At 37.8% G+C, this 21,410-nt stretch carries 20 protein-coding genes and 2 pseudogenes; 6 read left to right on the top strand and 16 right to left on the bottom strand.

Translation table 11 applies throughout. The features are described from left to right. Positions 1–165: 165 nt before the first annotated feature. Together ACJ004_RS17680 and ACJ004_RS17685 are read left to right on the top strand one after the other, a co-directional pair. A complete protein-coding gene (locus ACJ004_RS17680) occupies positions 166–309 on the top strand; it encodes a hypothetical protein (protein WP_410894461.1) in 144 nt (47 codons plus the stop codon). A gap of 211 nt (positions 310–520) precedes the next feature. Continuing rightward, the gene (locus ACJ004_RS17685; protein WP_410894462.1) at positions 521–793 is read left to right on the top strand and encodes a hypothetical protein; all 273 of its coding nucleotides are present in this window, start codon (positions 521–523) and stop codon (positions 791–793) included. A gap of 90 nt (positions 794–883) precedes the next feature. On the opposite strand, the gene ACJ004_RS17690 is transcribed toward ACJ004_RS17685, so the two are convergent. From ACJ004_RS17690 to ACJ004_RS17710, 5 genes are all read right to left on the bottom strand, one after another. Beyond that, the gene (locus tag ACJ004_RS17690; protein ID WP_410894463.1) at positions 884–1,888 is read right to left on the bottom strand and encodes a DUF3231 family protein; all 1,005 of its coding nucleotides are present in this window, start codon (positions 1,886–1,888) and stop codon (positions 884–886) included. A 249-nt stretch (positions 1,889–2,137) separates the two neighbouring features. Beyond that, complete coding sequence (locus ACJ004_RS17695) at positions 2,138–2,902, bottom strand: class I SAM-dependent methyltransferase (RefSeq protein WP_410894464.1); 765 nt, start codon at positions 2,900–2,902, stop codon at positions 2,138–2,140. Between the two features lie 117 nt (positions 2,903–3,019). Next, entirely contained in the window at positions 3,020–3,496 is a 477-nt protein-coding gene (locus ACJ004_RS17700) for a CBO0543 family protein (RefSeq protein WP_410894465.1), read from the bottom strand. A 275-nt stretch (positions 3,497–3,771) separates the two neighbouring features. Next, positions 3,772–4,599, bottom strand: a complete 828-nt coding sequence (locus ACJ004_RS17705) for an aldo/keto reductase (RefSeq protein ID WP_410894466.1) — start codon at positions 4,597–4,599, stop codon at positions 3,772–3,774. A 246-nt stretch (positions 4,600–4,845) separates the two neighbouring features. Beyond that, positions 4,846–6,051, bottom strand: a complete 1,206-nt coding sequence (locus ACJ004_RS17710; protein WP_410894467.1) for an MFS transporter — start codon at positions 6,049–6,051, stop codon at positions 4,846–4,848. Positions 6,052–6,237: 186 nt separating this feature from the next. Here ACJ004_RS17710 and ACJ004_RS17715 point away from each other — a divergent pair, with 186 nt between their 5' ends. Then, complete coding sequence (locus ACJ004_RS17715) at positions 6,238–6,609, top strand: winged helix-turn-helix transcriptional regulator (protein WP_410894468.1); 372 nt, start codon at positions 6,238–6,240, stop codon at positions 6,607–6,609. On the opposite strand, the gene ACJ004_RS17720 is transcribed toward ACJ004_RS17715, so the two are convergent. From ACJ004_RS17720 to ACJ004_RS17755, 8 genes and pseudogenes are all read right to left on the bottom strand, one after another. Next, complete coding sequence (locus ACJ004_RS17720; RefSeq protein ID WP_410894469.1) at positions 6,597–6,752, bottom strand: hypothetical protein; 156 nt, start codon at positions 6,750–6,752, stop codon at positions 6,597–6,599. The genes ACJ004_RS17715 and ACJ004_RS17720 overlap by 13 nt on opposite strands. A 284-nt stretch (positions 6,753–7,036) precedes the next feature. Beyond that, a complete protein-coding gene (locus tag ACJ004_RS17725; protein WP_410894470.1) occupies positions 7,037–8,029 on the bottom strand; it encodes an aldo/keto reductase in 993 nt (330 codons plus the stop codon). A gap of 242 nt (positions 8,030–8,271) precedes the next feature. Continuing rightward, positions 8,272–9,393, bottom strand: coding sequence for a 3D domain-containing protein (locus ACJ004_RS17730; protein ID WP_410894471.1), 1,122 nt, complete (start codon positions 9,391–9,393; stop codon positions 8,272–8,274). 342 nt (positions 9,394–9,735) lie between these two features. Beyond that, positions 9,736–10,146 (bottom strand): hypothetical protein, encoded by a 411-nt coding sequence (locus tag ACJ004_RS17735; RefSeq protein ID WP_410894472.1) that lies wholly within the window; start codon positions 10,144–10,146, stop codon positions 9,736–9,738. A gap of 206 nt (positions 10,147–10,352) precedes the next feature. Continuing rightward, positions 10,353–11,738 (bottom strand): annotated as a pseudogene (locus tag ACJ004_RS17740) (Tn3 family transposase); the annotation flags it as partial. Continuing rightward, positions 11,737–12,024 (bottom strand): annotated as a pseudogene (locus tag ACJ004_RS17745) (recombinase family protein); the annotation flags it as partial. The pseudogenes ACJ004_RS17740 and ACJ004_RS17745, both read right to left, overlap by 2 nt. A 476-nt stretch (positions 12,025–12,500) precedes the next feature. Continuing rightward, positions 12,501–14,570: a sigma-54 interaction domain-containing protein gene (locus ACJ004_RS17750; protein ID WP_410894473.1), complete on the bottom strand. Its 2,070-nt coding sequence runs from the start codon at positions 14,568–14,570 to the stop codon at positions 12,501–12,503. Between the two features lie 59 nt (positions 14,571–14,629). After that, entirely contained in the window at positions 14,630–16,057 is a 1,428-nt protein-coding gene (locus tag ACJ004_RS17755) for a YfcC family protein (RefSeq protein ID WP_410894474.1), read from the bottom strand. A 387-nt stretch (positions 16,058–16,444) separates the two neighbouring features. Here ACJ004_RS17755 and ACJ004_RS17760 point away from each other — a divergent pair, with 387 nt between their 5' ends. Continuing rightward, on the top strand, positions 16,445–17,572 hold the full coding sequence (locus ACJ004_RS17760) for a M20 family metallopeptidase (RefSeq protein ID WP_410894634.1): 1,128 nt from the start codon (positions 16,445–16,447) through the stop codon (positions 17,570–17,572). Positions 17,573–18,142: 570 nt separating this feature from the next. Then, positions 18,143–18,706 carry a group II intron maturase-specific domain-containing protein gene (locus ACJ004_RS17765; RefSeq protein WP_410894635.1) on the top strand — a complete coding sequence of 188 codons (564 nt, stop codon included), beginning with the start codon at positions 18,143–18,145 and terminating at the stop codon, positions 18,704–18,706. Between the two features lie 917 nt (positions 18,707–19,623). On the opposite strand, the gene ACJ004_RS17770 is transcribed toward ACJ004_RS17765, so the two are convergent. Together ACJ004_RS17770 and ssb are read right to left on the bottom strand one after the other, a co-directional pair. Continuing rightward, on the bottom strand, positions 19,624–19,848 hold the full coding sequence (locus ACJ004_RS17770; protein ID WP_410894475.1) for a hypothetical protein: 225 nt from the start codon (positions 19,846–19,848) through the stop codon (positions 19,624–19,626). Continuing rightward, complete coding sequence (gene ssb, locus ACJ004_RS17775) at positions 19,841–20,212, bottom strand: single-stranded DNA-binding protein (protein WP_410894476.1); 372 nt, start codon at positions 20,210–20,212, stop codon at positions 19,841–19,843. The genes ACJ004_RS17770 and ssb overlap by 8 nt, the downstream gene beginning before the upstream one ends. 271 nt (positions 20,213–20,483) lie before the next feature. On the opposite strand from ssb, the gene ACJ004_RS17780 reads away from it, so the two are divergent. Continuing rightward, positions 20,484–20,918, top strand: a complete 435-nt coding sequence (locus ACJ004_RS17780; protein WP_410894477.1) for a YwpF family protein — start codon at positions 20,484–20,486, stop codon at positions 20,916–20,918. Between the two features lie 61 nt (positions 20,919–20,979). On the opposite strand, the gene ACJ004_RS17785 is transcribed toward ACJ004_RS17780, so the two are convergent. After that, positions 20,980–21,324, bottom strand: a complete 345-nt coding sequence (locus ACJ004_RS17785) for a hypothetical protein (RefSeq protein WP_410894478.1) — start codon at positions 21,322–21,324, stop codon at positions 20,980–20,982. Positions 21,325–21,410 lie beyond the last annotated feature (86 nt).

The raw sequence follows: 21,410 nt of genomic DNA on the forward strand, positions 1-21,410 counted from the left end.
CTTTTTTTGTTGGGATAATTGGCGACAAATTGACGGACCAAACTCTCTTATTTTTCTGTATAATTTTGCTATTTCGCCTATTATGAAACCGCTTTTATGTGAAGTGATTCACATGTATAATAGGGTCATAAGGATCCAATAACCTACGACAGGGAGGAAATTATGATGCTTACAGATTTTTTATTTGAACTCAAGCACTGGTGGTTTGGCGAGTCATTTGATGAAATCGAAGAGTTTGAACGACTAGAGTCCAAACATACCCGGGTTCATCACGATGAAAATATTTACGAGATTATCCGTGTCCATTAATCTACTTTATACATTAAGGAGCCCATCTTACTAAAGAGGACTTCTTTTTTCTTATCTTAAAGGTTCGTTTATTTTTATTGGATAAAACCCTTATGGTTTTATCCTTTTTTTGTTGGGGTATCTAGTAAAGCAACCACACATCCAGAAGTTGAACAAAAACGATGGAAATTCATAAATAGCATATACTATTATCAAATAAGGAGATGAAAACATGGAAGAGGATTTTTATTTTTCGAAAAAACACTTTATAAAAGGTTTGAGAATGCCGAGAAGTATTGATGGGTTGCTGATGAAAAGAGGAGATCTATCAGTAGCTAAGATCGATGGCGTTTGGAAAAAATACACAGAATCTGTACCAAGAGGAAGAAAGCCTTTATCAAGTCACGATGATCTAGTTTTGATCGGTAGTGGAAAAGATGTGGAGATTGTACGTAAACATCTTTCACAGGAGCAAATAGAAAATCTGATTAACGGAGTCGTTTAGTAAGTAAGATTTATTTCTATTTGACATAGAAAACCATCCTCTCCTATTCAAAGAGGATGGTTTTTTAAAGGCCTTTCTAACAAAAAGTTACTACACTTCTTTGGCGATTTCTGTTCGATTAGGAGCAAGTGGTGGTTGTTCTAACCATTTATTTTTCACCATAAGATCAAACCACTTCTTTGTTACCATAAGGTTTTTTAGAATCGTACCCTCGTAAGCCGCCACAAGATCTGTTCTCATGGAAGAGGCAAGCCCTGCCCCATGATAGTTTTGTGCTGCTTGAAATAAGAAGCCAATATGATACAACATTAACTTATCGGAAAAAGGAGAGTTCGTCGAAGTTGTTACTTCTGTTTCCCAAGATTTCGGAGCAGGTAAATTATCCGTTTGCATAATTTTTGAAAAAGCCTTTATTTGTTGATCCGCCGTTTTTTCTGAATCCGTTAAAAATTTTCGGACTTCTTTTGTTTGAGCAACTTGACTGAATGCAATAGAAAGCGTTTTAGCCATAATACTTTTTTTAAGATTTAAAGAAATACTAATGATTTCAGTCGCTGCTAATTTCCTGCCTTTTCCGAAAAATCCATCCGTAAAATCTTGGCTGGTAACATATTCAGGGTTTTTTGCTGGATAAAATTGAGGGTCTCTTTGAAAATTTCCTTTCTCAAGCAATAAATCAATTGTTTGATTATACATGTTTTTCGCGTCATTATCGCATGAACCGTAGAAATCCCTTAAGTCTTTTCTAACCGAGACAGCAAATGCAGTTATGTGCCCTAACAAACCATGTAATGCCATGATATGTAAATAATTCAGGCAAAATATATCCGTGAACAATCTCGGTTTACCTTTATAAAGGTCGGATTCAGTAAATCCTATTGGAACAGGGAATCCCTCGTCCTCTATAAAAGTTATGATTTGTTTCTTTTGTTTTCCGAAGGTATGAATGGCTTCCTCAAAAATAGCTTTTATTTGCTGGTCTTCAATTATAGAAACCATATACCTATTTACTACATCTGTCATTGTTCCGTTCACAAACTCTCCCCATAGTGTACCTATTTCGGAAGATGTGAGTGTTAAGTTATTCTTATCCACAATACCACCTCTTGGATATTCTTTCCCAAATCACTATGTGATATGAAATTAATTGAACGATGTGAAGCAGAATAGAATTCAATAGAACAAAGGTTTTGTATTACTATTTAAGAATACAGCGCTAATAAATTAATCTGATAAAGGTTCGTTTATTTTTGCCGAGAGTGTCTTGCAAAAAAGTACTAGTTATATAGTCGAAATCATGTTCTTTTCTATGCAAAAAGGAACCATTAGTCGGTCCCTTTGCGTTTACTGTTTTTCCGCCAGCACACGAATCCGCTTATAATCCGCCTTCCAGTCACCATTATGGAATAGAACTTCTTTTAAATTTTTTTCAACTCTAGTGATGATAAGCTCTTTGGATTCCTTTGTTACGCCTTCAAGCATACTAGGAGCGAACATCTCAATCCAATTACGTAATCCATTCACTCCGTTTAAAGTTGTTGGCCGATCGAAATGTTGTGCGTGCGTTACTCGAAATCCGACTTGTTCCATTAAGAGTGTGTATTCACCGATGCTTGGAAAATACCAGGGAAATTGGTCTGATTGATAGGTGCTTCCTAATTGGTGAATGAGTTCATCGGTGATTATTTGGACATTGCCTTTCCCTCCGAATTCTGCGACAAATCTGCCTCCAGGTTTCAGGGCATCATAGATGGACTGGAGGGCATGCTGCGGAGTTTTCACCCAATTTAGTGTTGCATTTGAGAAAATGGCATCAAACTCATTGTTATACTTCATGTTTACCGCATCCTGGACTATGAAGGTTAGACCTGGGTACTTGTTTTGTGCCTGCTGGACCATGTTTGATGATTTATCGATTCCCATGATGGTGGCGCCCAGTTGATTTAGTTTGTTGGCTAGGTCCCCTGTTCCACAGCCAAGGTCGAGGATATTTTCACCTGGCTGTGGTGCTAACCATTGGACCAAATCCCCGCCAAATTGCGAAACAAAAGCATGCTCTTGATCATATAAATTAGCATTCCAGCGATCATCCTTAACTCTACCAATCATTCTCCCCATCCCCCTTACTGTCACTATTCAACAATTATAGCAAAGGGTTAAAAAAATGACCTCAATTATGTCCGCTCTTGGCGGACAAATGTACACAAACGGTGCCTGACACCTAGTTTATTGCTTTTCGGCTGTTCTCCCAATGAGGGCCATTAGGGCACGCACGATTAGAAAAGTGAATCCTATCGATACAAAGCTATGTAGTGAGGTCCATGACTTTTTGTATTTGACTAACTTTGTGTTTCTTTCAAGCCAACTCTCAACTAATGTCGATGGAAGAGTGAATAATATGCACTTACCTATGATGCCGAATATACTTGAATTTTTGGTTACTTGATTGTAATAAATGCAGCTGATTGGGAAAATGAGATAACTAAATAAAACGCTTATATCAAAGGTTTTAAAAAGGTTAACGGGGTATTTTATATATCCCTTTTTTACTAATAAATTGTCTAGAATGGTGGCAATATAGCTTTTTAATAAGAAAATAAGCAGCCAATCCTTTATAGGAGGCTTTCGGATTAAGTTAAAGAACGTACCAATCCCAAAAACAAATAATAACCGTAAAATGTTTTTTTCAAACTGATTCCGCATATTCATCACCCCTCGAGCACGTCACCTTAGTTTAACCAATAAAGGTGGAAAATAGAGAAGTATTAAATTAAATGAAACAGCCCCCCCCTACCATGTCACCCTCCCTTTTCTCCTTCTAAAAGGAAATGAATAAAAAAAAAGACCAATTTTAATCAAAAATTGGTCTGTCCACACTGTGCGGACAAATATTAGCAAGTGTCCACGGGCGGTGCCTGACACCAAAATTGTCACCGAAATTGTCACCGAAATTGACACCGAAATATGTGCCTCAAATATTAAAAATCAAAGTTGTCGGGGTCTGGGCCGACGCGGTGGTTTTGGTTTAGTTCGTTGATTTGGTGCATGTCTTCTTGGGTTAATTCGAAGTCGAATACTTGTGCGTTTTCGATGATTCGGTGTTCTTTTGTTGATTTTGGAATAGTAACAACGCCGTTTTGCAGATCCCAGCGCAAGATAATTTGGGCCACAGATTTATTGTATTTTGCTGCGATTGCTGCCAACACTTCATTGTACAACAATTGACCTTGCATTAAAGGGGACCAGGCTTCCATCTGAATGCCTTGTTCCCTACAGAATGATTGAACATCTTTTTGGGTTAAGCGCGGATGGTATTCAACTTGGTTTACCATGGGCTTGATTTCTGCACCCTTCATCAGGTCTTCAAGGTGGTGGACTTGGAAATTACTTACCCCAATTGCACGGACACGACCTTCCTTGTATAGCGTCTCTAATGCTCTCCACGCTTCCTTGTATTTACCTTCTACTGGCCAATGAATCAGATACAGGTCCAAGTACTCCAAACTTAGTTTATCTAGACTAGTTTGATACGCCGCTAAGGTTGATTCATACCCAAGATCAGCATTCCAGACCTTGGAAGTGACGAACAAGTCTTCTCTTGCAATGCCTGATTCCTTAATCCCTTGTCCGACTCCCTCTTCGTTCTCATAGATGGCTGCGGTATCAATGCTGCGGTACCCATGTTGAATCGCTGTTTTCACCGCATTCACTAACTCTGGGCCTTCCTCTACCTTAAAGACCCCAAGGCCAAACCAAGGCATTTTTACTCCATTATTTAATGTCGTTGTACTTTGCAAATTGTTCATTTACATGTTCCTCCTCGTGATTTAAGTTGTTAGTTTTTATAAAAATTCATTATTTTAGCGTTTTTCATAAAAATTTCTGTTTTTTAACTACATTTAAGCTCCTAAGTGACTAAATCATAATGTAAAATTACACCTTATCAGCGGATTTTAAGATATATCAGCGAAAATTTGCTTTTATCAGCGAATCCGAGTCATTTATCAGCGAATCTAAGATTTTATCAGCGAATCAAAAAATCTGGCGATATTTTAGCATGCTTTTTTAAGTAACGACTGTTGGTCCTTTTGTTCTAGTGCTCGGCTCACTCCTGTTAGGATGGCCGCAGTGAGGACCATTAATGCTCCGATCCATGTGGTGTGGATGAGGCCGAGCTTGTCGGTGATGGTGCCGCCTAGGTAGGAGCCGATAGCGATTCCCGCGTTGAAGGCGGCGATGTTGATGGCTGATGCTACATCGACGGCACTCGGAACGTAGCGTTCCGCGAGGATGACGACGTAGACCTGCAGTCCTGGCACGTTCATAAAGGCAAGAAGTCCCATAAAAATAATCGTAATTAGGCCCGCGATTTTGAACGGCGCCGTGAACATTAAGACAAACAGGACAATGGCTTGGACAATAAACATATAGAATAGGGAGCCAATTGGATTGCGGTTTGAGAGCTTGCCGCCCATCATGTTGCCAACCGCGATCGCCAATCCGTAAGCAAGTAAAATAATTGCAATAGAACCTTCGTTAAAACCGGTTATTTCCTGTAGCAATGGTGACAAATAAGTAAAGACAACAAATGTTCCACCATAGCCAAGAGCCGTGATCACGAATAAAAGTAAGAGTCGGCCATTGGTCAGGAGTCTGAGCTGGTCTCGCGCGCTGGATTGGGTTCCTTTTTTCAAGAAAGAAGGAATGAGAATCCAGTTGGCGATGAAGCCGATGATACCAACGATGACGATGAGGATGAAAGCATGCCTCCATCCGTATTGTTGGCCGATGAATGTTCCGAATGGCACGCCGGTGACGGTGGCGACGGTGAGCCCGGAGAACATGATCGAGATGGCGCTCGCACGGCGGCTTGACGGGACAAGATCGGCTGCGATGGTGGAGCCGATTGACATGAAGATGCCATGTGATAGAGCTGAAATCACACGCGCTGCAAGCAGGACGCTGATGGATGTTGCGCTTGCGGCGATTCCGTTACCGATGATGAAGACGATCATAATCCATAATAATAGCGTTTTACGTGACATTCTTGATGTAAGTGATGTTAAGACTGGCGCTCCGAATGTAACCCCCAGGGCGTATAGGGAAACGGTCAGTCCCGCGGTGGTGACGGGAATGTGCAAATCTTGGGCGATGAGCGGCAGCAGCCCGACGCTGATAAATTCGGTGGTGCCAATCGCGAAGGCGCTGACGGCCAGGGCCAAAAGTGCAAATGTGCTTTGCTGTTTATTTAAAGACATGAATGTTCCTCCTCATTTGTGTAGGTTTATTTAAAAAGGTATGATTGTTTTCATCCGGCAAATGTTATTATGGAGTATATATAGAATTATCGGAAGTACGCACTTTTAAGTGATATAGATACCTCGTGGTGCTATAGGTACTTTTTGGTTCCTATATTTCTGTGAATTAAGGAGGATGATCTGAAGATGGAGAAGAAGAAATATAATATTTCGGTCGAGGCGACGCTTGAGGTGATTGGAGGGAAATGGAAGTGTGTGATTCTCTGCCATTTGACGTATGGGAAAAAGCGGACAAGTGAATTGAAGCGGCTGATGCCGAATATTACCCAGAAGATGTTGACGCAGCAGCTGCGGGAGCTGGAGGAGGATGGCGTGATTAATCGGATTATTTATAATCAGATACCTCCGAAGGTTGAATATGAGTTGAGTGAATATGGCCGGAGCTTGGAGGGGATTCTAAATTCACTCTGTACATGGGGAGAGCATCATATTGAGAGGGTTTATGGTGATAAGTTTTCTGTCCTCGAGGAAAATGTTTTGAATGATCATTTGAAGTAAAGTTGTACAGTAAAAATGAGATCATCACGATGGGGAGGAATCATTCCAAAGGATCTGGGCTCTCCTCGGCCCTCTTCCGCAATAGCGACTGTAATTTTTTCTTTTGATACGTCTAAACTTACATATTTTGTGGTATCCATCATAATTATTAGCTCCTTCCGTAATGTAGCTCTGATTTGGTTTTTGTTTTTCAAAAAACATTCTTACCAAATTAACCTACGAATTTACGAGTAAGGAGCTAGTTTCTTTCATGATAACTCTCACGCACCTCGCTGTGGGGTCTCACCCCCTGCTCACTAATCCTGCAGAACATTGAATAAGCTTCCTTGAATAATCACCGTACGAAGGAAATGCGATAGCATTTTCGAAGAGTCTGCGTGTATTCGGGCATCTTTTTTCAATAACAACAAAGTTTACGAAAAGGGCCTTATTGAATGAACCATTTTTTCCGGGGTACACCGTAGTATTCACCGGCGACAAGGTCTCGTGGTACGGCTTTTTCGATTCGTGAAAGGTCAGTTGAGCTTAATTTCAGGTCGACTGCACCTATGGACTCGTGCAGTTGTGATTGCTTTCTTGCACCAATTAATGGGATCACATCATCACCTTGGGATAAAACCCATGCAATCGCCATCTGCGCAACGGTTACTTGCTTTTCTTCTGCAATTTCACGCAATGCCTCAACAAGGACTAAGTTCTTTTCCAGATTTTCGTTGGAAAACCGCGGTGCTTTCCCCCGCATATCATCCGGCCCCATTACTCGCTCTTTTGACCAATTCCCGCTCAACAATCCTCTTGAAAGAACACCGTAAGCCGAAAGCGCAATGCCTAGTTCCCTTAAGGTCGGCAAAATATTTAATTCAAGTTCTCTATTAAATAGGGAATATTCCATTTGCAACCAACTAATCGAATGGACTGCATGAGCGCGGCGGATGGTCTCAACGCCTACTTCGGAAAGTCCAATGTGACGCACATACCCTGCCTTCACCATATCAGCCATTGCCCCAATCGTTTCCTCGATAGGTACATGAGGATTTATGCGCGACGGCTGATACAGATCGATATATTCGGTGCCTAGGCGCTTTAGTGTATCCGTAAGGAAAGTTTTTACTGTGTGAGGACGGTTATTCACCTCCTCATCCTTTTTATCAGTCGAGTGCAGTTTTCCATCGAATTTTACGGCAATGAAGGCATTGTCTCGACGGCCCCCTTGTAAAGCTTCACGTAAAAGTAATTCGTTGTGACCGTCACCATAAAGATCTCCGGTATCAAAGAGTGTAATGCCTGCCTCCAGTGCCGCGTGGATGGTTGCGATGCTCTCGCTTCGCTCCGCCTTTCCATATAGCCATGACATCCCCATACAACCAAGGCCGATCTCAGAAACATAATGACCATTATGACCAATTGCTCGCTTTTCCATTGATATACTCCCCCTGTCGTCGTAAGTCAAACCCAGTTCCCTTTCTTAGTGAACCAAAGGTAAACCATTTCATTCTTAACTTGAATGTATTCCTTCTTTACTAATATCAAAATTCCTTTCAAATATGCTGCTTAATATTCAGCCTATTGCCTGTTCGTGGTGTCAGGCACCGGCTGGCTGTAGCACAAAAAAGACCTGACACTTTTTGTGTGTCAGATCTTGTATTTCGTATAAGACTACTTCTAGTCTAATACGATGATTTTTACGGTCTTTCTACCCCATTGTAAGCATTTGGATCTCGTTGGCATTAATACGTCGATTATATGGCCTTTAATCGCACCGCCTGTGTCGCCTGCGACCGCAACGCCATAACCTTCAACCCATACTTTTTTTCCAAGTGGGATGACTCTTGGATCGACGGCAATTAATTTCATATTTGGATTTTTACCAATGTTGTAGCCAGCTGCGGTAATGTTACCAGACTCTTCTGAGCTGTATGCTGTGGCAGTAACATACATTTCCTTTCCTTCTACGGCTACATTTGTCTTATTATCTAAAGATGGCGCCGGTTTTGTTTTAGTAACGGTACGTACCTTCGCCTCTTCTTGCTCACTTCTGATTTTGGCTTGAATGTCTTTCATTTGCGATTCAATGCCGGCCTTTTCCTGTTCGGCAAGCGCCATTTGTTTAAGGATTTGGCTATATTTTTGTTGCATAACGGTTAGGGTTTGTTGTCTTTTTTGCATGTTTTGATCAAGTGTTTGTTGCTGATTCGCGAGTTCTTTTTGATCTTCTATTAAAGTTTGTTCTTGTCTATCAATCTCTTTTTTATCTTCTTCAATCTGCAGCAGGTCTTTCTTCTGAGCTATCAAGATTTCTTTATCCGCGTCCATCAGGGTCGAAACGGCACTCACGCGTTGGATAAAATCTGAGATACTATCAGATTCGAAGAATAAGTTGACAATAACATTAATATTATCCGTTTGTTGGAGAGAGACTGCCCTCTGCTTCATAATTCCTTTACGAGCAAGGATTTTGTCTTCGAGAACGACAATTTCTTGTTTCTTTTTTTCAATAAGTTGGTTGGTTGCGTCTATTTTTTGTTGCGTTTTGGCCATTGCTTCTTTGTTTTTTGTAATATCGGTGTATAGAGCATTCAATTCATATTGAATTTTTTCTATTTCTTGATTTACAGTCTGCTTTTCTTGCGCTTTTTGCTCTACTATTCTTTGTTTTTGCTCTAGCTCTTGCTTAGCATTATGTAGGGCTTCCGTGCTTGTTTGTGCATATGTAACCATAGATCCCGATACTGATAATAAAATTGTAAGTAACACGAGAATGATACGCTTATTTGTCGTTTGCATACGCTTTCTCCTTTCCTTAGTACTCTAGTTATACCAGAAGAATGTACCAGCAATGTTACAAATAGATTAAAAGTTCATCACTTTTTGTCATATTACAATAGAAAGTGTCATTTCTGTGTCATAACAGGACCAATTTTTTGGAGTGGAATTTCACTTTTAGCAGCGACTTATTTAGATTTCGCTGGTAATCACTGCGTATGGCAATAAGCATAAAAAAGATCCCGAGTGAATTCCCGGAACCTCTTTTATGTGTGCTGGTGTCAGGCACCTCTATTAGTGTTTGATGGTGTCAGACACTGCCATCTGTAGTCTGTAGCATCTGGTGCCTGACACCAACCTTACCTAAACTTTACTTTCCTCTTTCATCTTCTTGCTTTCCGCGAGGGTCCGCGTGGTTTTCCCTTTCGTTAGTTCGGTTTTATCATTCGGGAAGAATGCTAAAAATGACACTTTGTTCCCTTCTTTTACCGCAACATGGGTGAGGATCTCGATGACCTCTTTTTCCTTTAGATTATTGTTTTCATGATAAATTTGTAAAGAATGTTGCTCGTACGTAAGTTGAATTTTGGAGTTAAAGATATGGACGGGAATCATTTCTCTATTAAATGGAATCGATAGATAAGGATTGTCCTCATGCGTTTGGGGTGACTGAGTTGAGAGTTGCACTGCATCATAAAAGCTTGGTTTACTGTTGATTTTCATTTCCTTCTTGCTCGATTGCTTACCAATGAATATTATTGAGTTTTTCTCCACAAAGATACATACCTCCATAAAGTACAATTTTTTACACCAATTAACATTATTCGACGATAATTTCCAATTTCCTTTATTTTGATTTTATTCCATTTCTTATTTCATCCAGGGGTAGCTCCAACATTTTGACATAAAACCCATGGTAAGATAATAAATGGAAATTGAAAGCTGATTTATCCAACTCTAAGGAAAAATCAGCCTAATCTTTATACCTTTAATGGACGCAATTCATTTGAAGGTACCTTTTTTACATCAAATGTATATTCTCCTAACAAATTAATGTGTTCCCAACCTAATGGAGAAATGTGAGGTAATAACTCTTCTTTTAATAGTCCCTTTGCTTTTAATATCTTTGTGGCTTCTATGAGATAAACTGTATTCCAAACTGTGATAGCATTTATAAGAATCTTTAAGGCACTAGCCCGTTGAAGTTGATCTTGCAATCCTCTTTCCCGTAACTCTCCACGTTTCCCAAAAAATAAGGCTCTTGCCAATCCATTCATAGCTTCGCCCTTATTTAATCCTCTTTGGACACGCCGACGTAAGGTTTCATTTGAAATATAGTCTAATATAAAGATTGTTTTTTCAATTCTGCCCATCTCACGCAATGCTGTTGCCATTTTATTTTGGCGAGAATAAGACCCTAACTTTCCTAAAATAAGTGAAGCCAACACTTTACCTTCACGTATGGAATGTGCTAATCGTAAGACATCATCATAGTTATCTTGAATAACCTTAATGTTGATTTTTCCTCGTAGAATGCTATCAATCTTTAAATAATCATTGGATTTATCCATGACATAAAGTTTAGAGTCTGATAGATCTCGCATTCTAGGAGCAAAGCGAAAACCTAATATATGGCTTAATCCAAAAACCTGATCAGTGTAACCAGCTGTATCCGTATAATGCTCTTCAATGGATAATTCTGATTCATGATGAAGCAGCCCATCTATAACATGGACGTTATCTCGAGCGTTTGTGTTAATAACCTTTGTATAAAAAGAAGAAAATTGATCGCTGGTGAATCTATAGATAGTAGTACCTTTCCCTGTTCCGTAGTGTGGGTTAGCATCAGCATGAAGAGAAGAGACACCAATATGTACACGCATTCCATCCGAAGAAGAGGTGCTCCCATCTCCCCAATGTTTTGATAAAGAAAGGTGATGTTGAAAATTAACCAAAGTTGATTGAGCTTTACTTAGTGAATCCTCATGTAATCGCCATTGGGCTGCATTAGCTAACTGATGATAGGTGATTCCCGGTGTTGCTTCAGCCATTTTGGTAAGTCCGATATTGGTCCCCATAGCCATAATCGCAGCCATTACAATAGACTTTTCTTCTCCCTTAGGAGGACGGTTATTAGATACATGAGTAAGGTGTTCATCAAATCCTGTCCAATTGGAAACTTCAATCAATAAATCAGTAAGTTTTACCCGAGGTAACATGTTATATAACGTTTGGCTAAGAGATTTTGCTTCTTCAGGTGTATCTTTCTCTAAACGGTCTAGTCGAATCCTTGACTTGTCAATACTTATTCCCTTAAGAGAATCTAAATTTTCCAAGATATAATCTAATCTTTCATTTAAAGATTGTGTCAATACTATCCTGTATGGAAATAAAATTGACCTTTTTTTCTTCAAAGGTTTCAGCCAACTCAATAAGGTGCTTTGTGGATCTTGAAATACGGTCCAATTTATAAACGACCACAGAATCTTCTTCACTTATAGCCTTAAGAAGTTGCTCTAATTCTGGGCGTTCTTTTTTCGTTCCGGTCATTTTCTCTTTGTAAATAACAGCTGCTCCTGCTTTCTCTAAAGCGTCAATTTGAAGATCTAAGTTTTGGTCTTGATTAGAAACACGAGCATATCCAATTCGGATAAAGCGTCAATTTTAGGGAAGATGTTAAAGGGAAGGGTTTAGTGGATTAGAAAACAACAAAAATAAGTGAATTACTGATAAGTGAAAAATTTTCCCTAAAACGTTCGTTTGTGGTACTTTTTTTGTAAAAAAGGAAATGGATATTTATGTTAATATAGAAAAGAGATTGTGAAGAAATGTACTTAAGCTAACCGGGCAAGTTAGTTGAACAAGTGTTCATTTATATAAAAGATAATAAATATCGGTAGGTTTTAAAACAGGGATTTTTAAACAAAAGAAAGCACCATTAATTCAAGTGCTTTCTTCGAGAAAACTATAAGAAAAGGAAATGCATATTTACACAAAATTATTGACGGTCCCTGGATAAAAATACAGGTTGCCTTTTTATTTTATTATAAATTATCTTTGAAACAATATTGTGGACACTTTCTTCTCGAAATTTAAAGGTTTTGTATTAAAATCTCATTCTATAGTATTTACAATTCTAACCTATTGAGTATCTCTACACCTACTTCTGTAATTTCCGTTCCCTGTTTTTTAATTCCAACTTTAATGCAGTTAGTTTTAGCTAATATTGATAAACGATGTCGTAATTGCGAATCGGATAAAAAGGAAGGAAGCATTTCTTGTATAACCCCTCTCCCTGCACTTGTTTCTTGTTTTTTACAAATCCACAGTGCTTGTAGTATAGATTTATAATCCTCTACAAAATTTCCTCTTTTTAAAAAGAGAAGAGCCTCTTCAATCTCTGATAATAAATTATTTGTTGAATCAAAAGTCTTTTGTGATAACAAAATCTGATCTGGCAGATGGCTTTTAGTTACTGTATTTCCTTCTACAATAACCATTAAATAATGAATGAAATTTTCAAGTTCACGTATATTTCCTGGCCAATTATAGCTCATTAAAAGATTTTTAACATCTGAGTCAAGCATTAAATTTTTCTTATTTAATCTTAATAAGAAGTCTATCAGTATAAATAAATCTTGTTTTCTTTCTCGAAGCGGAGGCATGTGTATTGGCAAGACGTTTAGACGGTAATATAAATCTTCTCGGAACGTACCTTCTTTAATCATTTTATGTAAGTTTTTATTGGTGGCAGCAATCACTCGTACATTTATTGGTATGACCCTATGGCCACCTACACGCATAACTTGGCGTTCCTGAAGAACTCGTAAAAGGGACGCTTGAATACTCAGTGAAGCATCTCCAATTTCATCCATGAAAATAGTCCCGTTATGAGCTAATTCAAATAAACCCATTTTCCCTTCTTTCTTAGCGCCTGTAAACGCTCCACCTTCATAACCAAATAATTCACTTTCTATTAATGTTTCAGTTAACCCTGCAAAGTTTACTGCCACAAATGGCCTGTCTTTCCTTTCAGAATTATTATGTATAGCTTGTGCAAACACTTCTTTCCCCGTACCGTTTTCTCCAGTAATCAAAACTGTATAATCACTTTGAGCCAATCGAATTGCTTTTTGTTTTGCAGATACAATTAAATGGCTATTTCCAATAATATTATCAAATGAATATTTTGTAGTTAGACCTAACTCAGAGCTTTTTCGTCTAATTTCTTGCTCCATTCTTTGCACTCTTGTGACATCTTGAAGCGTAATCACAAGTCCTATTAGTTTCTGATTAAAAGTTAAGGGAACTTTGGATACTAACAATGAGCGGTTATTTATTTGAAATAAGTTATCAAGTTGTTCCTTTTGATCAACGAAGGTCTCACTAATCTGAAAATTGGGTATAACCTCGTTGTAATGCTTTCCAATACAGTTTATAGAAGGGAGTTGTAGAATTCGATGAGCATCTTCATTAATTAATGTAATGATTCCTTTTTCATCTAGCCCTATAATCCCTTCATGTACTGCATCTAAAACAGATTCTAATTTCTGTATTAGTTGTTTCTCATTTTGAATAGATAATGATAAATCCCTTCCCGTTTTCACGAAGTCTCTAAAGAATTCTGCTATATAAAAATGGGCCTTTTCCAAAGAAAGGTTGAAAAGACGAGCAATATCGAGCATGGTGGTTAAATCAATGGGTCTATTTCCCAAATCAATGATTTTTCTAATATGTTTAGGTACAAGTTCATCTCGTCCAAGAGTAATTGCAAACTCAAGATTTTCTGCTTGTTTGACGTTTGTAAGACCGGGGACATAAGGAATTAACTTTAAATGACCAAATCCGAACGAGTGCAGAAGATCGATAGAATCTTTAACGCTCCTTACATCACTAGTAGCTAATAAAATCTCTGTTTGAGGTGCTAAATCTAAAAGTTGCTCTAACTTTGAAATTCCAATAGAACGTCTAGCAACCATAACAGGATTATTGGGATTCAATGCTTTAATAGAGTCTTCAAGCACTGGACTAGATAGTAAAATTAAATCAGCGTTATGGATGAGCACCTCGTTTAATTGCAAGGGTTCATAACATGTATCAATATAGATTTTCGGACCAAAAAACATTCTTAGATTTTCTTCAAATGTTTTGCATACTTTTTTGCTGATAGTCACAAGAAGTATAGTGGGCTTTTTCATCTTCTTCTCCTTACCATACGATTGCATTTTGCTCTTATTCTATCAGATTTTGAAATAACTTAGTAAGGGCCCCATTTTATTAATACACCAATTGTTAAAAAGATAGCAGCTAAGATTGTCCATATAATAGTTAACGGAATCATAAATTTAAGCCATTTACCATATGAAATACCACTAGTAGCCAGTATTGCCATTAGTACACCTGATGTTGGGTTAATACAGTTTACTACTCCTTCCCCAAATAAAACGGATTGTACCGCTACCTGGCGAGTAATATTTAGCAAATCAGCAAGGGGGACCAATATTGGCATTAACATAGTCGATTCCCCTGACCCAGACGAAATTAAAAAATGAATAGCTGCACTACCTATAAACATGCCTAATGTTCCTGTAATTGGAGAAAGTGGAGCTAAAAGCGTAGAAAGACCATGCACAATCGTATCTAAAAGTTGTCCCTGTTCAAGCAAAATAATCACAGCTCGAGCCATTCCAACAATTAACGCCCCATATACAAGTTTCTGGCAACCACCCATAAATGTTTTGGCAATATCGTTAACATTCATACGTGAAATAAGTCCAGCACCTATAGCTATAAAAATAAATAAACCTGCCATTTCGTTTTCAGTCCATTTAAAAATAAGCGCACAAATAATAAATGCTAGTAAAGATCCACCTGAAAATAATAAAACAATTTTATGTTGCAATGTTAGCTTCTGTGTTTTTAATTCCTTCTCATTTTTGCCTAAAGAATTTGGAAACCGCTCTAAACCCAGGATACTTTGACTAGCATCTTTCTGAATTTTACGTGCATACCAATATATATAAGAGATAGTACATAGTAAGAAAGTGAAATAAATGACAATACGAAAGCCCATTCCAGATAATAGTGGTAACTCAGCAATTCGCTGCGATAACCCTAATGTTTGAGGGCTTATCACTGAGACATTCCACCCTGCGTAAGTACCTAGATATATAAGAGATACCCCAAAAATGGCATCTAATTTTAATTTACGAGCAATCATTACTCCTATAGGGATAAAAGCAATAACAGAATTAACAATGATACCTGTCGTACCAAGTATAGAAAACATTAAACAAATAGGAATAATAAGTAGAAGAACTCTTCCCTTACATAAATTTATAACATTTCGGATAAAGGTGTCGATAGCCCCCGTCTTATCAATAACAGCTAATGCACCACCAGTAAATAAAATAAGAAAGATTAGAGGAGCTCCAGCAACCATTCCACTTTGAATTGCAGTAAAAATTTCAAGGAAATTAACAGGAGTAGATCCCACTAAATGATAACTTCCAGGAACAGTCATCATAATGTCACCTTTTTTTACTCGATCAAATACTCCTGCTGGAACAAGATAAGTAGCTATAGTGCAGATTATTAAAATATAGAACAAAAGGACATAAGCATCAGGTTTAAATAACTTTCTTCTAGTAGGTTGATGAATTGTTTTTTGAGCTGTAGATTCCATCAGTATAATTCCCCTCCAAATTAAAATATATTACATTAAGAAATCCTCGATATACCTCCTTTGTTTTTATTTCGATTATTCTGAAATCTAATTCCAGAAAATGACTAACAACATACACTTAAACCCAATGCAAAAATCATGCCAGTTTCTTAGATTAATAAATTAACTCTTTAAAGTAGTTTACATTAAAAAAATAGTATTTATAAGTCTATTTATAGGATACAGAAGTACTAAAAAACATCCTATAAAAAAATCTATAGGTTAAAGACAGTCGATTTAATAAAAAAACAAAGCTGGCAAGGTTCTTGCAATAGTATTAGTTGAGACTATAGAGACTACAGAAATATTTTGTAGTTCAGAGGAGGAATTATTTTGAGTAAGTTGCTAATGGAAAAAACCGTTTATAGTTATTTGTACGATCACGAACAAGCTATGTTAGATGATTTAATTGAGTTTGTAAAAAAAGAATCACCTTCTTACGATAAAAAATTAGTAGACGAGTGTGGTACATATTTAACTCACCTTTTCCAGCGTCGATTAGATGTAAGTTATGAATTAATAAAAGAAACTAAAGTTGGGAATCACATGAAATTTACAATTGGAGAAGGAGAACATCAAATTTTAATTATAGGACATTTTGATACAGTTTGGGAGAAAGGCAGACTCAATCTTAAAAGAGAAGGAAATAAATTATATGGCCCTGGTATCTTAGATATGAAAGGTGGCATTATTCAATCTCTGTGGGCAATTAAAGCCATCCAAGAACTAAAGCTTCCTCTAAATAAAAAGATCGTATTTCTTTGCAATTCAGACGAAGAAATTGGTTCAGTTGCTTCTAAAGAATATATCGAGGAAGAAGCGAAAAAAAGTTGTGCTGTACTCGTAGCTGAGCCTGCTGTGGCTGGTTCAGGTGCTTTAAAGACAGCTCGTAAAGGAGTAGGGGTTTTTACATTAAAAATATGGGGACGCGCTGCTCATGCAGGTAATCATCATGAAGATGGCATAAACGCTATTGAAGAATTAGCTAGACAAGTAATTGTATTACAAGAATTTACTAATTACGAAAAAGGAACAACTGTTAATGTAGGAACCTTTACTGGAGGAAGTGGGACGAACGTAGTTCCGGAGTACGCGGAAGCTAACATTGATTTACGTGTTTCCACAGAAGAAGAAGCAGAACGAGCGACGGATATTATTTTAAATTTAAAACCCATTTTAAAAGGCATCAAATTGGAAGTAACCGGTGGGATGATTAGACCTCCAATGGTGAAAACAGAACAAACAAAAGAACTATTTGAATGTGCTCAATCCATTGCTGTTGAACTAGGTATAGATTTAGAAGAAGCATCTGTTGGAGGAGGAAGTGATGGGAATTTCACAGCAGCTATAGGTATTCCTACTCTCGACGGTTTAGGTGCTTGTGGAAAAGGCATTCATGCAGAATATGAACATATCCAAATTGACAAACTCGCTGAACGAGCATTTTTATTTGCTAATTTATTATTAAGATTGTAGTTGTAAGAAACGAAGTTTATTTGACGTAATAAAAAGAGGAAGAGCTTTGCACATAGCCACGTCAAGTAGACACTAAAAAAGTTTTTTATTAGGCTAACGGGTGCGTTAGTTGTGCGAAATGTTTCTGGCTTAAATCGAGATTGATAACAATACTCAGGTAAAGGTCAGACAGTTCCTGTCGGAACTGAAGGATTATATCGAAGAATCAAATGACGGGGTAACGCCTTGAAGGGTTCTCTCTTAGTCGAATAGCACTGGATTTAGTAAGAATGATAGTGTTATAAGCTCGGCAAAAAGGCGTGAGAAATTACCGTTAGCAGTTTCGGCTGCCGAAAGCCTACTCGATGGAGTGGTGTAATTCATGGTGCTTGATTTGAATGAATATGGTGAGGATGCAAATAAACCTACAAAAGCAATGGGTGTTTGAAGGAGATTTCAAAGGTTGCTTCGACAACTTAAACCATGATTATATCCTTGAACAGATAAACGGATTCCCAGCTCGGAACGTAATAGCAAAGTGGCTAAAAGCATAATGGTAGTAAAGTTCTTACCAAACCTTCTAAGGATAGCATTAAAAATGCGAAGAAGAAAATCACCGATAAGGCAAGACAACTATATGGAAAAAATGTAGAAGTTTTGGTCAGTACGTTAAACCCTATCACGATAGGAACAGCGAATTACTGGAGTCCAAGCGTCGCCAAAGAAGTCTTTTCGGAAATGGATTCACACATCTGGAAAATCCAGTATAAATTTCTGAGAAGACTTCACCCGAAAAAGAGTTGGCATTGGATTAAACAAAGGTACTTCAAACCAGACAAAACGGGTCAAAGTAAAAGTAATTGGATTTTAACAGACCCTATAACTAATAACCAACTCAAAAAGATGTCTTGGACACCAATTATAAGACACGTACAAATTAAATATGATTACAGTCCTTTTAATAAGTATCTCAAAGAATATTTTCAGAAACGTGATATTAAAGAGTTCGATAGAAACAATGTGGCATACAGACAAAAATTAGCTAAAAAGCAGAAATACAAATGTCCACTGTGTAGTAAATCAATTGCAGATGAATTTGAGGGTTTAGAAATACATCATAGAATCCCTAGGGGAAAAGGTGGAAGTAATGAATAAGAATATAGAGTTAATTCATATATCTTGCCATCTTGAATACCACAAGGTATTCCCTGCAAAGGGTGACATTCCCAATAATTCTCAACTTCGGAGCGTTAAACAATATATAAAGGGAAAGAAAATTGTAGGATTAATTTAAACCTAGACGTGGATAAATGCGTGCTTGAGCCGTATGTGCCGAAAGGCACACGTACGGTTCTTAGGGGGGAAGGAGAATAGTAATATCTCTGACCTACCCGACAAAAGGTAGCGATAACTTCAAAACCTTACCTATCTGTATAAACAAGCAATTCTGTACGAAAATGGATCGACTTTTTTATGTTGATATTAGCTCAGCGTACAAAATTTCCGAAATGTAGCTGTATCCGGACTATTAAAAGTTAAAGAATAAGACAAACAAGATAAAAAGAAGCCGTTTTTCCCTTAGCGTAGCAGAAAACGACTTTTTGTTTCCAAAAAATGTATTAGAGTGGGTTTTATGTCAAAATGTTGGCGATACCCCCATAAGGACAAGCTATAAGAAAAACACATCAAAGAAGCCGCTGACAAGTTCAGCGGCTTCTTTTTAAAAAAACAGGGGGGTTTTTCTATTAGTATATCCCACTCAAATATTTTTATACCTGCCGACCAAAAAAAAAGTCCGGCAAATACCTGCCGGAAAAATGGAGATCACATCGGAGATGGCTTTGATTTTTTATCAAAAAGTCAGTTGCGGGGATAATTTTTTTAAATAGTGTATGGAAATTACTTAAAGCTGTTTTCGTATAGATTGTTGTTTTTCGTATAAGTTCAACAACCCTTATTCATAGATGCTTCGTGGCATCTTTTCGTATGACTATTGGCAAATATGCCTGTTAACCCTAGTAAATGAACCTTTTTATGATTCAAAAGCAACAAAGTTACGAAAAGAGCATTACCTAAAAACGAAAAGGAGTAATTTGTGAAGATTCGTGTGGGTGAGGGGAGTATATTCTGATGAGGTCGTCTCTTTCCTTGATTTCATGCTGCTGTTCCTTAACAATCCATTCCAGCTGGCTGACGCGCTTTTGGAGGCCGTCGACATTTTTATTTGAATGTCCAACCATCTTGATTAAGCTTTCCAATAATTTCTCTAGATTTCTGGTCATTTCATTGTTAGACACCAATGGTCGCTTCCTCCTTTTTGGGCCCAGCTTCCACTTCATGCGGCTTGGAACTTAGAAAACGGACTGTTTCCGCGACCACCTCGGTAACATATATCCTCTTCCCCTCTTTATTATCGTAGTTCCGCGTCTGCAATCTCCCTGTGATCCCGAGAACTGCACCTTTCCGGCAATATTGGCACGTATTTTCGGCCGATTTCCGCCAAAGTGTGCATTGAACAAAATCGGCCTCGACTTCGCCGTTTTGATTGCGAAAATGACGATTCACCGCTAGGGTGATGTGGGACACTGCCGTCCCTTCTGACGTCTGTTTTAATTCCGGGTCCCGCGTCAATCTGCCAACAAGTGTGACTTGATTGATCATTCCTTCATCTCCTTCTTTGTTGGGAAAAAATGAACTACTTTTTTCCTTGATGGTATTAGCATAGCCTGAGGGTGACCTTGTTGTAAAACAGAGAAAAGACCATTATCTTGTCCTATTTTGCTGAATAATCGATCTATCGTGGCGTTTTTTGTCAAAAAAGAACTGTAGTTTTTTGGAAACTATTATCTTTGAAATTTCGACAAATATTTTTCGACATTTGCTTTCAACGAACCTATGTTATAATTTAGGAAAAGGAAATCAGGAGGTTGTGATGAAATCTTTTAAGTTGTACTCATTAGATGTAGTGGAAGATGACACTTCGATTGAAGTTCCGTTAGTAGATGGCTTAATTCTCAATAAGGAAGACGAGCGCTCCACATGGCTGCTTGAGGCGTATACAGATTTGTCCCTCTATGATTATTTCAAAAAAATTTCCGAGCAAAATCGCGACATTATTGTTGAAGCTGTTATTACCAAGAAGGAGAACGCTCCTGCTTATTTTCAAACGAAAATATGTTCATTGATTAAATTTGAAAAGCATATCAGCGTTTTGTTTGAGGGGAAAATTCGCCGTAACAAAAGTGATTACTCTGAGCTATTGCTCGAAAGTCTTCTTCAAAAGGGGCTTGAGGGCAAAGCGCTGCTCACTGAATTTAGAGAAAAGATCCAAAGTAAACCGAAGTTAAAAGTAAAGTCGAACAATTAAATTATAGGTAAAGGGACAGGCTATACGCCCGTCCCTTTTTTGTAGTGCCTATTGCCGTAAATTACTCGTCTTTATTGTCTGCGTCTCTACGGTCAATATCATCTTCGATTATCTCTTCTTTTTTGGTGTTGCTATCCTTAATTGGGTCTTTGTCGGTATCAGTATTTTTGTCCTCCGACATTGGATAATGGTCATTTCTGTTGTCTAAATCAACGTTGTCATTATCATAATTACCATTATTATTGAGATCGTTATCATTGAGATCGTTATCATTAAGATCGTTATCTGCTGGATTATTAACAGCCGGTGGTGGTGGATTTTGGTTATCGTTGTCATTATTACAGCCTGTTAATACAACAGCAGAGAAAATTGAACTAGCGAGCAAAAGAAATAACCTTTTCTTCAAAATCATAAACCCCTTCCAAACTTAATTTGACCCTTGTTTTATTGGCCTGTTTTTAGGGTTTCCAATGTTTTTCAAATGATAGCTAG

The sequence above is a fragment of the Neobacillus sp. 204 genome (assembly GCF_046562815.1).
Classification (GTDB): domain Bacteria; phylum Bacillota; class Bacilli; order Bacillales; family Cytobacillaceae; genus Neobacillus.

Coding starts and splice junctions, on each gene's coding strand:
- ACJ004_RS17680 (WP_410894461.1), top strand. CDS start 166: ATGCTTACAGATTTTTTATTTGAACTCAAGCACTGGTGGTTTGGCGAG.
- ACJ004_RS17685 (WP_410894462.1), top strand. CDS start 521: ATGGAAGAGGATTTTTATTTTTCGAAAAAACACTTTATAAAAGGTTTG.
- ACJ004_RS17695 (WP_410894464.1), bottom strand. CDS start 2,902: ATGATTGGTAGAGTTAAGGATGATCGCTGGAATGCTAATTTATATGAT.
- ACJ004_RS17700 (WP_410894465.1), bottom strand. CDS start 3,496: ATGCGGAATCAGTTTGAAAAAAACATTTTACGGTTATTATTTGTTTTT.
- ACJ004_RS17705 (WP_410894466.1), bottom strand. CDS start 4,599: ATGAACAATTTGCAAAGTACAACGACATTAAATAATGGAGTAAAAATG.
- ACJ004_RS17710 (WP_410894467.1), bottom strand. CDS start 6,051: ATGTCTTTAAATAAACAGCAAAGCACATTTGCACTTTTGGCCCTGGCC.
- ACJ004_RS17715 (WP_410894468.1), top strand. CDS start 6,238: ATGGAGAAGAAGAAATATAATATTTCGGTCGAGGCGACGCTTGAGGTG.
- ACJ004_RS17720 (WP_410894469.1), bottom strand. CDS start 6,752: ATGATGGATACCACAAAATATGTAAGTTTAGACGTATCAAAAGAAAAA.
- ACJ004_RS17725 (WP_410894470.1), bottom strand. CDS start 8,029: ATGGAAAAGCGAGCAATTGGTCATAATGGTCATTATGTTTCTGAGATC.
- ACJ004_RS17730 (WP_410894471.1), bottom strand. CDS start 9,393: ATGCAAACGACAAATAAGCGTATCATTCTCGTGTTACTTACAATTTTA.
- ACJ004_RS17750 (WP_410894473.1), bottom strand. CDS start 14,570: ATGAAAAAGCCCACTATACTTCTTGTGACTATCAGCAAAAAAGTATGC.
- ACJ004_RS17755 (WP_410894474.1), bottom strand. CDS start 16,057: ATGGAATCTACAGCTCAAAAAACAATTCATCAACCTACTAGAAGAAAG.
- ACJ004_RS17760 (WP_410894634.1), top strand. CDS start 16,445: ATGGAAAAAACCGTTTATAGTTATTTGTACGATCACGAACAAGCTATG.
- ssb (WP_410894476.1), bottom strand. CDS start 20,212: ATGATCAATCAAGTCACACTTGTTGGCAGATTGACGCGGGACCCGGAA.
- ACJ004_RS17780 (WP_410894477.1), top strand. CDS start 20,484: ATGAAATCTTTTAAGTTGTACTCATTAGATGTAGTGGAAGATGACACT.